Raw genomic sequence first — 13667 nt, 5'->3', positions numbered from 1 at the left:
TTTATTAACTAAACAAACTAATTAATATGGCAGGAGGACAACTATCACCAAGGCAGAAGATGATTAACCTTATGTACTTAGTATTTATTGCAATGTTAGCAATGAATATGAGTAAAGAGGTATTATCAGCCTTTGGATTAATGAATGAAAAATTAACAGTAGCAAACGAAAAAGCAACTGAGAAAAATAAAACAGCTTACGAAACGTTAGCTCAAAAAGCAGCAGAACAAGCTAAACAATATGGTGAAGCTAAAGAGAAAACTGATAAGTTAAAAGTAGCTGCGGATGAATTGTATGCTTATGTAGGAGACTTAAAGAGCCAAATGACTGGTGATTTAGAAGACAAGGAAGCATATGAAACAATGGATAAGTCTAAGTTTTTAGATGAGTTATTCTTTAAAGGAGGTAAAATATCAAAAGCAGGACAAGAGTTTGTAGCTAAGATAGATGCTTTCAGAAACGATGCGGTAACAGCTTTAGAAGGTACAGAGGTAGCTGATGTAATTGCAGCTCGCTTTAGTACAGCCAAAGAAGAAAACAAAGATGGTAAAAAAATTGACTGGTTAAAATATCATTTTGAAGGATTTCCTTTAATTGCATCTTTAACTAAGTTAACTCAAATCCAAGCAGACATTAAAGCCACAGAATCAGACGCTTTAACGGCTTTATTACAAGGAGAATTACAAAGTGCTGTATCTATGACCAAGTATGAAGCAATGGTTGTTTTTGATAAGAGTGCTTATTATCCAGGAGAAAACTTATCAGGTAGAATTGTATTAGGAAAAAAAGACCCTAATTTAACTGCTGAGAAAGTTATTATTAATGATAAAGAAGTTGAGCAAGAAAAAATTCAAGCAGGACAAGTTATTTTAGATGGTCCAGCAGGAAATGTAGGAGATAAGGAGTTAAAAGGAGAGTTCCAATTTAAAGAAGGTGATTCTATTGTAAAGATTGATATCAAAGGAGCTTATGCTGTAATTCCTAGACCAAATGAAGCGTTAGTTTCTGCCGACAAGATGAATGTTGTATACCGTGGTTTATCTAATCCATTAACAATATCTATTCCAGGAGTACCAGGAAACAAAGTTAGCGCAAGAGCTCCAGGACTGAAAAGAGTTAGGGGAGATAAGTATGCTATGTATCCAGGTAAAGGTAGTGAGGTAAACATCGTAGTTACAGGAACTCCAACAGGTGCATCAAAAGGTGTACGTTCTGTTAAGAAATTTAGAATTAAAGACATACCACCAGCAGTAGGTATGGTTAGAGGTCAATACGGTACAGTAAAAATGCCTAAAACTAGTTTAGGAAGAATAAGTGTAGCAGCTGGTTTACCAGATTTCTTATTCGATTTAAAACTAAACGTATCTAGCTTTAAAATTAAGGTACCAGGGCAAGTTGCTATTCCTGTGAATGGAAGATCTATGAACTCAAGAGCTAAAGCGGCAATTACTAAGGCAAGAAGAAATGATGTAATTACAATTTTTGATATCAAAGCATCTGTTTCAGGATCTAATTATAGAATCAAAAAAGTATTACCTGTTAGTGTAGAAATTACAAATTAATAAGTAAAAATAAGAAAGTATGAATTGGAAGCGTTTTTATATGGTTTTATTCGTATTTGCAGCAACAAGCTATGCAAATGCCCAAGCCAACCTTTTAAATGCAAAAAAGGTAGATGAAATTGGATTTAAATCTGAAGCTCAAATTGCTTCAGAAGATGACAAACCACTTCCTTATGGCTTTATTAGTGATAGAGATGTATTGTGGTCTAAAGTGGTGTGGGAATATGTAGATTTAAATCAAAAAATAAATCTTCCTTATTATTACCCAATTGATACTATGAATGCTGGGTTAACAAGGCGTTCTTTATTTGATACCCTATTAAAAGGGATTAAAAACGGTGAAATTACAGAGGTTTATAATGATTCTTACTTCACTACAAAAATAGGGATGGAAGAAGTTAAATTGATGACCTATAACCAACGACAAAATGGTGATTATGTAGATGACTATTACGTGCAATCTCTTGATATAAAGGGGTTTAAGTTGAAAGGTATTTGGTATTTTGATAAACGTCAAGGTGAGTTAAAATATCGTTTATTAGCTTTGGCTCCAATGGGACCAGATGTACAAGTGATGGGAGTTGAAGAAATTGATGATAGCGAAAGTGTATATCCTTTATTTTGGGTGTTTTTCCCAGATGCTCGTGAAACATTACATGAATCTAAAGTATTCAATCCAGAAAATTCAGCTCAACCACTTTCTTATGACAACTTGTTAAATGCAAGACGTTTCAACTCTACTATCTTGAGAGAGGAGAATATTTATGGAGACAGAGCAATTTCTGATTATGTTCGTGGTAACTCTTTATTTCAATTATTAGAAGCAAATAGGATTAAAGAAGGTATCCGTAATAGGGAAATGGATATGTGGAATTACTAATTATTCCTTTTCTATATAAAAAAAGAGCTTGCATTGCAAGCTCTTTTTTTGTTGTAATAATAGTATTTCAGGGTTAATAAAAAAACATATATAATTATTGTATTTTAAGTAAAAAGATAATATATTAGTTGTTAATTTAAAAATTTATATATTATGATAGGAAAAATTCTAGAACTAGAAGGAGTGACTAAGTTATCTAAATCAAACTTGAATGCAGTTAAAGGAAAAGGGTGTTCATGTACAGACCCAAGTGGGGGAGCAGATTATCATCCACCGTTACATCACCCATCACATAAAAGTGTACGAGCATGTTGGGATTACTGTGATGAATGGAGAGCTAGTTAATTCAATAGTAAAAGATAAAAAAAGAGCTTGCAATGCAAGCTCTTTTTTATTGCAATAGTAGTACTTTTGAATTATGAATGCAGAGGTAGATTATATCATCGTTGGTTTAGGGCTATCAGGAATAGCTTTTACAGAACAATTAATAAAAAACAACAAAAGCTTTATAGTTTTTGAAAATAACTCACAAGTATCATCGGTAGTTGCTGGTGGGGTTTACAATCCCGTAATTTTAAAACGATTTACTCCAGTTTGGAACGGACATGAGCAATTGCAAAAAGCAATCCCTTTTTATAAAGAATTAGAAGAAAAGTTACAACTTACCTTAGATTATAAATTTACCACAAAAAAAGTATTCACAAGTGTAGGAGATGAAAACAACTGGTTCATAGCATCAGATAAACCGATGTTATCTTACTACATGAATCCTAAGGTCTCAAAAGAAAGAATAAAAGGAATTATAGGTGATTATGGATTTGGAGAACTAAAAGGTACAGGGAGAATCGATACGCCTCTATTGGTGAAAACCTATAAAGAATATATCAAGTCATTAAAAAGTCTAGTAAAAGAAGCCTTTGACTATTCAAAAGTAAAGATTGAAAAAGAAATAGTTAGATACCAAGACATCACAGCAAAAAGAATTGTGTTTAGTGAAGGGTTTGGTTTGAAGAAAAATCCATTTTTTAATTATTTACCTCTAAACGGAACCAAAGGAGAAACCATAACAATACATGCTCCTGAATTGAAAATAGATTTTTTATTAAAAGGTAGTGTTTTTATAATGCCACTAGGTAACGATACTTATAAAATAGGAGCAACATTTAACTGGACAGATAAAACCTCGATTCCAACAGAAGAAGGAAGAAAAGAATTGGAGGATAAACTACAAAAAGTTATATCTGTTCCATATACAATAATAGAGCAATCAGCAGGAATACGCCCAACAGTTAAAGATAGAAGACCTTTAGTAGGAAAACATCCAAAATATCCAAAATTAGCCGTTTTAAACGGTTTAGGTACGCGAGGTGTAATGGTAGCTCCAACTGTAGCTGAAAACCTCTTTAATCACTTTGAAAGAAATGAAGAGTTAGATAAAGAAATAGATATTGAAAGATTCAGACAAGAATAATAGAATGTATTGTATAGAAAAAACGACTTCTTAAGTGATTAGGAAGTCGTTTTTGTTTTTTTATTATTTTTTTGATTGTAATTCTTCAGCCTCTTTTTTATAACTCACAAAAAGATTAATCCAAATAATTCTTGAAAGTCGTAAGGTAACAGGTGTTAGAATCAAAGAGACAGCAACAATAGCAATGAAACTATGTAAAATAGATAGTCCAATAAATACTTTAGCAATGATAAAAATAGCAACAAAAAGAGCAACTGCTAAACCATAATTAACATACATTGCACCAAAAAAGAAAGAAGGCTCCATCATGTATTTTAAATTACATTTTGGGCAGTTCTCGTGTAATGTAGTAACTTTTTTAGGGTTGAAGTTAAGCTTGTATTTAAAAAACTCCCCTTCATGACAACGAGGACATTTACCATTAAAAATACTATACAATTTACTTCCTTTTCCAAACATTTCTTATAGGTATTAAGTTCAATTAACTATTTGCTTTTTGTAAGTTTGCACAAATTTCAACAAAAATAAAACTATCATTTGTAACTCTAGTTACAAAACCAAAGTAATTTGCTAAAAATATGTTAAACGTACACGATGTATCAGTTTCATTTATGGGAACAGATTTGTTCTCCGGAATCACTTTTAAATTAATAAAAGGAGATAGAATTGGATTGATTGGAAAAAATGGAGCAGGAAAATCTACTTTATTAAAAGTTTTATCAAAAGATATTGAAAGTAGTGGTGGAACGCTAGCATTTGATAAAGATGTACGTATCGGATTTTTACGTCAGGATATTGATTTTGTTCAGGGAAGAACTATTTTAGAAGAAGCCTATCAAGCATTTACTGAAATTAAAGCAATAGAGTTAGATTTAGATGAGATAAACCGACAATTAGCTGAAAGAACCGATTATGAAAGTGAGTCGTATAATCAGTTAATTATTGATTTAAACGAAAAAACAGAACGTTACGAGTTACTAGGAGGTTACAATTATCAAGGCGAAACTGAAAAAATATTACAAGGTTTAGGGTTTCAACGAGAAGATTTTGATAAGTTGACAGATACCTTTTCTGGAGGTTGGCGTATGCGTATTGAGTTAGCAAAACTACTTTTACAGAATAATGATATCTTATTACTCGATGAGCCTACCAACCACTTAGATATCGAGTCGATTATTTGGTTAGAAAACTTCTTAAAAAACTATGCTGGAGCTATTGTGTTGGTATCGCATGATAAGATGTTTTTAGACAATGTAACTAACCGAACGATAGAAATTTCGTTAGGTCAAATTTACGATTATAAAAAACCGTATTCTGAGTTTTTAAAACTACGAGCTGAAATTAAAGAAAAGCAGTTACAAACGCAGAAAAATCAGCAAAAGGAAATAGAGCATACCGAAAAACTAATTGAGAAATTCCGTGCGAAGGCGAGCAAAGCTTCCATGGCACAATCGCTAATTAAAAAATTAGAAAAAGTTGAGCGTATTGAGGTAGATCAAGATGATAATTCAGTAATGAATGTTCGTTTTGCCATATCAAAAGAACCTGGTAAAATTATTGTTGAAGCTGAAAATTTAACCAAGAATTACGGAGAAAAAGAGGTCTTAAAAGATGTAGATTTGTTGATTGAGCGCAATAGTAGAATCGCTTTTGTAGGACAAAACGGACAAGGAAAATCTACGTTAGCTAAAATGATGGTGGGAGAAATTCCATTTGAAGGAAACCTAAAGCTAGGGCATAATGTTGAAATAGGATATTTTGCTCAAAATCAATCAGAAGAATTACCTCCTGAAAAGACTGTATTGGAAATTATGGAGGATGCTGCTACAGATAGTAATAGAATGCGTGTAAGAGACATGTTAGGTTCGTTTTTGTTTGGTGGAGAAGCGGTAGATAAGAAAGCCAAAGTGCTATCAGGAGGTGAGCGAAACCGTTTGGCGTTGTGTAAGTTATTGCTATCGCCATTTAATGTGTTAATAATGGATGAGCCTACCAACCACTTAGATATTGCTTCTAAAAATGTATTAAAAAAAGCACTACAAAACTTTGATGGAACGTTAATAGTAGTATCTCACGACCGTGATTTTTTACAAGGATTAACCACCACGGTTTACGGATTTAAAGACCGTGAAATAAAAGAATATTTAGGAGATATCGATTACTTCTTAGAGCAACACAAAATGGAAAGTTTGCGTGATGCTGAGAAAAAAACGGTAGTAACCAAAGAAAAAGATACTTCTAAAAAAGAAGCCTATCAATTATCGAGAGAGCAAGAAAAAGAGCTAAAAAAGCTAAAAAACAAGCTTAATAAAATTGAAACGCAAATCGCAAATTTAGAAGCTGAAATAGAAAAAATAGATTTAGAATTAGCTCAGAATTACGATGAAGTGTCTGCACGTCCTAACTTTTTTGAAAACTATAAAGCTAAAAAAGCCAAAGTAGACCAACTTATGGAGGAATGGGAACAAGTTGAGAAGCAGTTAGTTGATTTTTAATATTAAGAATAAAAGCAAAAACTTGTTTTTTACCTCAGTTCTTTGTTGTGCGTAGTTCTTTTATTTAGTTATTCTATTTTTTAAATCCATTTGTCCGTGTAAAATTCTCGTAATTTCAATCGGTAGGTTAATTCGCTTTCGGTAAAAAATGATATGTCGGCTTGTTTTAAGTCCGAATAAGTCATTGGTTATTCCTTCGTAATTTTTTCCTAAATCAGGATTATTAGCAATATATTGGCAACTATCTAATAGTAAGTTATAATATCTGTCAGCTTGTTGTTCAGACCACTTTTCAATTGTGTATTCCCAAATTCCAGTCAAATCTTCAACAGCTTTGTTAGTCAGTTCATATTTAGCCATTCTTTTTATGTCTAGCTTTTAATTCCTGAAGATGTTTCTCTGGGTCAAAATCGTGTGCAATTCCGCTATCAATTCCTTCTTGTATTGCATTTTTCAAAGCGATTACTTTACTTTCTTCGTTTTCTAAAAGCCGAAGTCCAGCTCTAACTACTTCACTTACATTTTTATATCGTCCAGCTGAAACTTGGCTACTTACAAATTGGTCAAAATAATTTCCGAGTGATATTGATGTGTTCTTACTCATAATTCAAATATTTACTCAAAAGTACCAAAAATTGGTAAGTTTTCCAAGTTACACCTAACGGCTCTGTATAGCATCCATGAAAAAGCAGTAAGTTGAGCATCTTTAAAGTTCATCAAAACAAGAGCACTCAACAATTCAACACCCTAAAATAATTATATAGTAACTTTGGAGAACTGGACTAGTACTTTTCATAGGACACGGTGTTGGGCACAGTATTTTTAATATTCAACTTTTAATGTTTTTCCTTCTAAGAATTTACCTTTTGATTCGGAAATTTTTAGTTTTTGTTCAGCCGAAATTCCAATTGTTTCTCCATCTTTTAACGTAACGTTATAAGCTATAACATAATGAGCTAAATTAAACATCATTTCATTCAACTCTTCGATTGAATTTTCTGACTCAATAATTTCCATTTCCATTTTACCAAAGTCAGCAAGTCCGTATGTGTATACAGATTGTTTTCCGTCTTCTTTTCTTAAACCAAAGTAAATCCAATTATATAGAGGAAGGTCTTCTTCGCTCATCATTTCCACATTCGCTTGATAGAATTCCTTTTTTAGAACTAAAGTTCTACCTCCAATATAAATTCCAATTGCTTTGCTATTATTCATAACAGAAGAAGCAATTTTACTATACAACAAGTTTTCTTGAACAGGATTTTTTCCAGCGTTCATAATTGATAAGACAATATGTCCTTTGTGTTTAGATGTTTCTTCAATTCCGTTTTCCCAGAAATAATTGTATTCAGCTGTTTTTTCAACTTCTCCTTCTGGAATTGCAGCAGGAATATTTGCTATTGCAACATTGTAATCTGCAATTACTAATACAGCAGCTTTATCATCAGCATTATTGTCGTTTACTTTCAGTTTCCATTTTGTTTTTAATTCATCTACAGTTCCTTTTAAGTCAAATGAATTTGGGTCTTCTAAAAGTACCATTCCTAAAATTGCTGAATTTGTGTTTGATTCAGTCTTTTTCTCTTTCTTTAAAAAGCTAAATAATCCCATTGATAGAATTCCGATTAATATTATGGTTAGTGATTTTCTCATATTGTGCCCAACTAGTTATATACCAAACTTTAGTTGTTTTATCCCGGTAAAAACATGGGATATCATAAGGTTTAGTATTTTTTTTCGCTATCAAATCCAATACTTTACTTAAAACAAAATTACTGTTATTTGTTAATTAATTATAAAAATCGGATTATTCTTACAACTCTTACGGAATCCCATAATCGCAGCTATTTAAGTACTAAAAGTAGTTTTAGTTTTTTTAACTTGATAATACAACAGCTAAAATTCCAAAAATAATTGGAATGACAATTAAAAACCAAACTAAATTCGAAGTGTTTGTTCTGATTTTTTCAAGTTTGTCAATAGTTAATTGCTGAGCGAATAATAATTCCCTTTGAATTTCACTGTCAGAAAAGTCATTATATTTTTCGTTAAATCGTTTTTTTTTTGGAGTCAATTTTTGTTCTTTTTTTTTCATTTTATGGTAGAAATTTGGTTTTTATTTTTTCGTATTAAATTTCATTTTTAATATTCTCAAAATTTAGAGAAATAAGAATTTGATTTCAAAACTCTCTAGTTTTAGATTTTTATGTACGATACAACTCTAAATTGGAATTTATCGATTTATAAAAATTGACTTAAAAAACTAAATTATTCAAGCTACTTTTTATGAGTTCTAATTAAATTCCAATATAGCTTTTCTGAAAATTTTTCCGCCATTGCTAAAATTCATTTTAAAAACTAAAAACTTGAATTTTTAACAACTTTCGCTAATGAAACCCAACGTGTTTGTGTATGGCTTCGTTGCGGAAAACAGCTATGATTTTCCGTCGTAAAACGAAGATAGCAAATTGAAATGAATTCCGATTAGGAATTCAGCCGCAATAAGCTATACATGGTGTTCTACACTGGCTTTTCATTAATTATACCCCAAATTTGATTTAGTTCGTCATTCCATTCATTCGCTAAATATTTATCTAATAATAACTTTCTAATTTTATGATATTTTGATAAACTTAAAATCTCGTTGGGTGGATTTTTCCATATGTTAAAAATCGCACCCGAATTGTTGAAATGAGAAACAAGATTTTTGTAAATTATTTCCGATTTCTCCATGATTTGATACATATCCTTTAATCGTAAGTCATAAATAATAGTATCTTTATTTTTGTCTAAGTGGGCGTAATGATTATTTCTTAAGTTTTTTACTTTTTGGAGATAGTTTTCAATTAACTCATCAATTTGGAGTTCAATTGTTTTTAAATGTTCTTGAGTAGGTTTTATGTTCCACTCAATTTTATTGATATTAGATTTTGCAAAATTAATAGTCTTTTTTAAGCTAAAATGCTCGTTTGGATTCAGAAGTTTATGAATGTCAATAACTAGAAGCTTTATTGAATTGAAATATGTTCTATAAAGAAATTTAGATTTATCAACGGCAATTCGGAAATATTCTTTCTCTTTATCCGATAAATGCTTAATTTCATTTATTTAATATTTATATTTATAAGTGAAATATTTCCATTTTCCTTTTTTCTTAATTTTACAGTATAATTACTTCTAATCATAGCTCCAAAACCATTTTGAGAATCAACATAAGATGATATTTTATATTCATTATTTGACTTTTCAACCTTTGACTTGTTCAACGAAGGAAATTTTGCAGTACTTGGAGATTTCAATTGTCTTTCAACAAATTTTTGCGCAGCATAAGCTGCTTTTTCATTACTGAAATAGGTGCTTGTTTTCTTTTTATGAGATGATTTAGAGGTTGGGTACTTATTTTCTATATGATTATTGTAAAGTAAAACTCCTCCAATGAACATTCCAATTATTCCGAGTATTATTAATTTTTTTTTCATTTTATTTTTTTTCAATTTTTAAGTTTTCGTGGATAATGAACACCAACTTGTTTATACATCGTTATACACCCATTTTGGTAGGTTTATAGTTGTGTTTTATGTTTGTTTATACTTTACGAACTTATTAATAATAATTTAACTTTCTTACGGAAACCCATAAGCTCAGCTATTTAGGTGCTAAAAGTAGTTTTAGTCGTTATTAACGACCTCTGATATCTTAATTTAGAAAACTAAAAATAAGTTGACACACTTTATTGAATAGTCTCCGCTATTGGGTCGCTGATATCACGGCGTGCTCCGCAGACACCGCGGCATGGGTCGCTAATATCACGGCATGCTCCGAAGACACCGCGGCACGGGTCGCTGATACCACGGCATGCTCCGAAGACACTACGGCATGGGTCGCTACTATCACGGCGTGCTCCGAAGACACCGCGGCATGGGTCGCTGATATCACGGCATGCTCCGAAGACACCACGGCATGCTCCGCAGACATCGCGGCATGGGTCGCTGATACCACGGCATGCTCCGAAGACACCACGGCACGGGTCGCTACTATTACGGCACGGTTAGTTAATACTTTTCACGACTATGTTATTAATTTTTTTAAAAAACTACTATTGGTATAGTAGGGTATAAGCTAAAAATAGATTAAAGGCTTATTTTTGCATTGATAATTTTTTAAAATGTTATTTCAACTAGAAATTCCCATACCAGAAAATCAACAAATTCATCTACCTATTTTAACAACAAAAGGTGTTGAACTTTTTATAAAAAGAGAAGACACTATTCATTCATTTGTTTCAGGCAATAAATTCAGAAAACTGAAGTACAATATTGCAGAAGCAAAACGACAAGGAAAAGAAACCTTGCTAACTTTTGGAGGTGCTTTTTCAAATCATATTGCAGCTACTGCTGCTGCAGGAAAAATGGCAGGTTTTAAAACCATCGGAATTATTAGAGGTGATGAACTAGGAAGGGATGTAACGAAAACACTTTTACAAAATGAAACCTTGAGAAATGCTTCCGAAAACGGAATGCAGTTTAAGTTTATTACCAGAGAAGCCTACCGAAATAAAACTTCCGAAGAATTCATTAATCAGTTAAAAAAAGAGTTTGGTGATTTTTACTTGGTTCCAGAAGGAGGAACAAATGCTTTAGCTGTAAAAGGTTGCGAGGAGATTTTAACAAATGAAGATGAAAAATTCAATTATATTTGTTGCGCAGTAGGTACTGGAGGAACGATTTCTGGATTGATAAATTCAGCCGAAAATCATCAAAAAGTAATTGGGTTTCCTGCACTAAAAGGAGATTTTTTAGTAGAAGAAATAAAACCTTATGTAAAAGGATGTGAAAATTGGAGTTTGCAAACCAACTATCATTTTGGAGGCTATGGAAAATATTCTGAGGAGTTAATCCGTTTTATAAATGAATTTAAAGAGCAAACAGGTGTTTTGTTAGATCCAGTTTATACAGCGAAAATGTTATTTGGAATACTAGATTTAGTAGCAAAAAATATGTTTCCGAAAAACAGTAAAATACTAGCAATTCATACAGGAGGTTTGCAAGGAATAGCAGGAGTAAATAAGAAATTAAAGAATAAAAATAAAGAGTTAATAAAGGATTAATGAGAATAAAGGTAGTTTTTTTAGTAGTATGTGCAGCAATATTTACAAGTTGCGGATCGGGTAAAAATGTGGTGAAAAACACACCAAACGAAGTGGTTTTAGAACCTAGAGAAGAAATAATGCCTGAGTTACCACAGTTAGAGCAAATACAAAAACCGATAAAAACTACGACAAACCATACCGAGGCATATATTCAAAAATTTGCACCGATAGCGGTAAAAAAAATGCACGAACATGGTATTCCTGCTAGTATTACCTTAGCGCAAGGAGTATTAGAATCGGGGAGTGGAAGAAGCCAGTTGGCTCGAAGATCAAACAATCACTTCGGAATTAAATGCCATAGAGGTTGGCAAGGTAATAGTGTAACTCATGATGATGATGAAAAAGGAGAGTGTTTTAGAAAATATAAATACCCTGAAACTTCGTATGAAGATCACTCACAGTTTTTACTAACTCGTAAGCGATATGCAAGTTTATTTAGATTAAGGCATACAGATTATAAAGGTTGGGCATACGGGTTAAAAAGAGCAGGCTATGCAACGGACAGAAAATATCCTCAAAAATTAATTTCTATTATTACAAAGTATAACCTAGATAAATACGATCGAGTTAGAAGAAATGGCTCTTTAGCAGCGAAAACACCAACGTATAAAACAACTTCACATAAAGTTCAAAAAGGAGATACGCTGTACTCTATATCAAGAAGATATAATATTTCGGTACAACGATTAAAAGAAGCAAATGGGCTAAGCGATAATAACATTAGCATTGGGCAAGATTTGTTGGTAAAATAAACGAAATGTTATTTCGAACTGTAGTGTAACGGAAGTGAGAAACCTGAAGGGCTTTGATTCTGTTTATTAAAAATATTTGCTGTTTCTTTGAATGAGATTCCTCTCGTTGGTCGAAATGAAGACATAAAAAAGCGGAGTAAAACTCCGCTTTAACTAACCAAACCCCAATTAAAACTACCAAGAGTAATTTTTCTTTTTCGCTTGTTTTTTAATAGCTTTAATCATAACACTTTCTAATTCATTTTTCTTAGAACTTTCACGTTGTTTTTTTGCTACATACGTTTTTCTTTTTTTGTTTAACTCTTGAATTTTTTGTTGAATTTCAGCACGCTCTTTACGTTTTTTCTCAACATACATTTTAATTTCTTTGGCAGATTTGTTTTGTAACTGCTTCGGAAGTTGTTTCTTTTTTAAAGAGCTATAATCAATTTCTTTTTCTTCTGAAGCATCCACCAAATCCCATTCAGCATTTTTATATAGTTTAGAACTTTTAGTTACGGCACGTTTTACCACCACAGCTTCATTTAAACTCTCAGCATTCATATCTTGCTTTGCTTGGTTGCTGTATTTAGAATATCCATAAGAACCATAGTGAATATAGGTGTCATTTAAACGTTTATTTAAAATAATAATATCGTTGTCATAAGGAGTTACAATATGTACAATATGTTTGTTTTGATTGATAGTCATATAATCACCACCTCCGTAAATAGCTCCGTCTTGCCATCTTCCAGTAATCCCCTGGTTATAGTCACCGCAGAATATTGTGTTAACTATAATATCTTTTTCTTTGGCATTGGTAATAGCATCTCTGTAATTAATTTTTCCTTGTGTAAAAGGTTCATTTCCCGCAATAAAAATCATTTTTAAATCACGCTTATTAGCTCCCCAATCCAATTCGTTTAAAGAAGTTTGTATTACCTGTCCACAATATTCACTTCCACCATTGGTGCTTAAAGAAAAAAGATGTTCAGAAATTTCATCCAAATCACTCGTAAATTGTAAAACTTGTTGAATGTATCCTTCTTTAGGAGATAAACTTGAATTTCCGTATTCGTATAAAGCAATTTCTAAATTAGGAGTAATACCATTGCTTTTTGCATACGATAGCTCATTTACAATTTCCCATAGTTGCGCTTTTGCTTGATTAATGAGTCCATCCATACTATTACTGGTATCCAGTAATAAAGCAACTTTTACGGTTTGCTTTTTAGCTTTTTTAGTAGGTTGCTTTTCATTAGCAAACGTAGTTGTTGTTAGTAATACTAAGCAAAAGAAAAATACTTTTAATGTGTGCGTTTTCATAATTTTTATTTTTTAGTTATTAATTGGGTATAAGTTTGATTGGTGTTAATTTC

General features: G+C 31.9%; 15 protein-coding genes. 7 read left to right on the top strand and 8 right to left on the bottom strand.

What is annotated here, in order from left to right; translation table 11 throughout:
- The first annotated feature begins 26 nt into the window (after positions 1-26).
- The 4 genes from gldM to MK851_RS04820 all read left to right on the top strand — a co-directional run bounded on the left by gldM (position 27) and on the right by MK851_RS04820 (position 3913).
- Positions 27-1562 (top strand): gliding motility protein GldM, encoded by a 1536-nt coding sequence (gldM, locus tag MK851_RS04835; RefSeq protein ID WP_320241935.1) that lies wholly within the window; start codon positions 27-29, stop codon positions 1560-1562.
- A 19-nt stretch (positions 1563-1581) separates the two neighbouring features.
- Positions 1582-2442 (top strand): gliding motility protein GldN, encoded by an 861-nt coding sequence (gene gldN, locus MK851_RS04830; RefSeq protein WP_115900185.1) that lies wholly within the window; start codon positions 1582-1584, stop codon positions 2440-2442.
- Between the two features lie 153 nt (positions 2443-2595).
- Positions 2596-2787 (top strand): hypothetical protein, encoded by a 192-nt coding sequence (locus MK851_RS04825; RefSeq protein ID WP_115900186.1) that lies wholly within the window; start codon positions 2596-2598, stop codon positions 2785-2787.
- A 73-nt stretch (positions 2788-2860) separates the two neighbouring features.
- A complete protein-coding gene (locus MK851_RS04820; protein WP_320241931.1) occupies positions 2861-3913 on the top strand; it encodes an FAD-dependent oxidoreductase in 1053 nt (350 codons plus the stop codon).
- A 63-nt stretch (positions 3914-3976) separates the two neighbouring features.
- On the opposite strand, the gene MK851_RS04815 is transcribed toward MK851_RS04820, so the two are convergent.
- Entirely contained in the window at positions 3977-4372 is a 396-nt protein-coding gene (locus tag MK851_RS04815) for a DUF983 domain-containing protein (protein WP_303509859.1), read from the bottom strand.
- Positions 4373-4491: 119 nt separating this feature from the next.
- On the opposite strand from MK851_RS04815, the gene MK851_RS04810 reads away from it, so the two are divergent.
- A complete protein-coding gene (locus MK851_RS04810) occupies positions 4492-6408 on the top strand; it encodes an ABC-F family ATP-binding cassette domain-containing protein (protein ID WP_320241928.1) in 1917 nt (638 codons plus the stop codon).
- 60 nt (positions 6409-6468) lie between these two features.
- On the opposite strand, the gene MK851_RS04805 is transcribed toward MK851_RS04810, so the two are convergent.
- The 6 genes from MK851_RS04805 to MK851_RS04780 all read right to left on the bottom strand — a co-directional run bounded on the left by MK851_RS04805 (position 6469) and on the right by MK851_RS04780 (position 9887).
- The gene (locus tag MK851_RS04805; protein WP_320241926.1) at positions 6469-6768 is read right to left on the bottom strand and encodes a type II toxin-antitoxin system RelE/ParE family toxin; all 300 of its coding nucleotides are present in this window, start codon (positions 6766-6768) and stop codon (positions 6469-6471) included.
- A complete protein-coding gene (locus MK851_RS04800) occupies positions 6761-7012 on the bottom strand; it encodes a type II toxin-antitoxin system ParD family antitoxin (protein ID WP_303509868.1) in 252 nt (83 codons plus the stop codon). Before MK851_RS04800 ends, MK851_RS04805 begins: the two co-directional genes overlap by 8 nt.
- A gap of 218 nt (positions 7013-7230) precedes the next feature.
- Positions 7231-8061, bottom strand: coding sequence for a DUF4261 domain-containing protein (locus tag MK851_RS04795; protein ID WP_320241922.1), 831 nt, complete (start codon positions 8059-8061; stop codon positions 7231-7233).
- Positions 8062-8284: 223 nt separating this feature from the next.
- Positions 8285-8503, bottom strand: coding sequence for a hypothetical protein (locus tag MK851_RS04790; protein WP_320241920.1), 219 nt, complete (start codon positions 8501-8503; stop codon positions 8285-8287).
- A gap of 425 nt (positions 8504-8928) precedes the next feature.
- A complete protein-coding gene (locus tag MK851_RS04785) occupies positions 8929-9420 on the bottom strand; it encodes a hypothetical protein (RefSeq protein ID WP_413788382.1) in 492 nt (163 codons plus the stop codon).
- 92 nt (positions 9421-9512) lie between these two features.
- Positions 9513-9887: a hypothetical protein gene (locus tag MK851_RS04780; protein WP_320241918.1), complete on the bottom strand. Its 375-nt coding sequence runs from the start codon at positions 9885-9887 to the stop codon at positions 9513-9515.
- Positions 9888-10573: 686 nt separating this feature from the next.
- On the opposite strand from MK851_RS04780, the gene MK851_RS04775 reads away from it, so the two are divergent.
- On the top strand, positions 10574-11515 hold the full coding sequence (locus MK851_RS04775) for a 1-aminocyclopropane-1-carboxylate deaminase/D-cysteine desulfhydrase (RefSeq protein WP_320241916.1): 942 nt from the start codon (positions 10574-10576) through the stop codon (positions 11513-11515).
- Complete coding sequence (locus MK851_RS04770; RefSeq protein ID WP_303511118.1) at positions 11515-12309, top strand: glucosaminidase domain-containing protein; 795 nt, start codon at positions 11515-11517, stop codon at positions 12307-12309. The genes MK851_RS04775 and MK851_RS04770 overlap by 1 nt, the downstream gene beginning before the upstream one ends.
- A 174-nt stretch (positions 12310-12483) precedes the next feature.
- Here the strand turns inward: MK851_RS04770 and MK851_RS04765 are convergent, their stop codons facing one another.
- A complete protein-coding gene (locus MK851_RS04765; RefSeq protein ID WP_303511114.1) occupies positions 12484-13614 on the bottom strand; it encodes a vWA domain-containing protein in 1131 nt (376 codons plus the stop codon).
- Positions 13615-13667 lie beyond the last annotated feature (53 nt).

The sequence above is a fragment of the Tenacibaculum sp. 1B UA genome, from assembly GCF_033978845.1.
Classification (GTDB): Bacteria; Bacteroidota; Bacteroidia; order Flavobacteriales; family Flavobacteriaceae; genus Polaribacter.
This window is presented reverse-complemented; position numbering and strand designations above follow the sequence as displayed.

Bases quoted from the DNA above. Each gene is read 5' to 3' on its own strand.
- MK851_RS04810 (WP_320241928.1), top strand. From the start codon at position 4,492: ATGTTAAACGTACACGATGTATCAGTTTCATTTATGGGAACAGATTTG.
- MK851_RS04820 (WP_320241931.1), top strand. From the start codon at position 2,861: ATGAATGCAGAGGTAGATTATATCATCGTTGGTTTAGGGCTATCAGGA.
- MK851_RS04765 (WP_303511114.1), bottom strand. From the start codon at position 13,614: ATGAAAACGCACACATTAAAAGTATTTTTCTTTTGCTTAGTATTACTA.
- MK851_RS04825 (WP_115900186.1), top strand. From the start codon at position 2,596: ATGATAGGAAAAATTCTAGAACTAGAAGGAGTGACTAAGTTATCTAAA.
- MK851_RS04780 (WP_320241918.1), bottom strand. From the start codon at position 9,887: ATGAAAAAAAAATTAATAATACTCGGAATAATTGGAATGTTCATTGGA.
- MK851_RS04795 (WP_320241922.1), bottom strand. From the start codon at position 8,061: ATGAGAAAATCACTAACCATAATATTAATCGGAATTCTATCAATGGGA.
- gldM (WP_320241935.1), top strand. From the start codon at position 27: ATGGCAGGAGGACAACTATCACCAAGGCAGAAGATGATTAACCTTATG.
- gldN (WP_115900185.1), top strand. From the start codon at position 1,582: ATGAATTGGAAGCGTTTTTATATGGTTTTATTCGTATTTGCAGCAACA.
- MK851_RS04800 (WP_303509868.1), bottom strand. From the start codon at position 7,012: ATGAGTAAGAACACATCAATATCACTCGGAAATTATTTTGACCAATTT.
- MK851_RS04790 (WP_320241920.1), bottom strand. From the start codon at position 8,503: ATGAAAAAAAAAGAACAAAAATTGACTCCAAAAAAAAAACGATTTAAC.
- MK851_RS04770 (WP_303511118.1), top strand. From the start codon at position 11,515: ATGAGAATAAAGGTAGTTTTTTTAGTAGTATGTGCAGCAATATTTACA.
- MK851_RS04805 (WP_320241926.1), bottom strand. From the start codon at position 6,768: ATGGCTAAATATGAACTGACTAACAAAGCTGTTGAAGATTTGACTGGA.
- MK851_RS04815 (WP_303509859.1), bottom strand. From the start codon at position 4,372: ATGTTTGGAAAAGGAAGTAAATTGTATAGTATTTTTAATGGTAAATGT.
- MK851_RS04775 (WP_320241916.1), top strand. From the start codon at position 10,574: ATGTTATTTCAACTAGAAATTCCCATACCAGAAAATCAACAAATTCAT.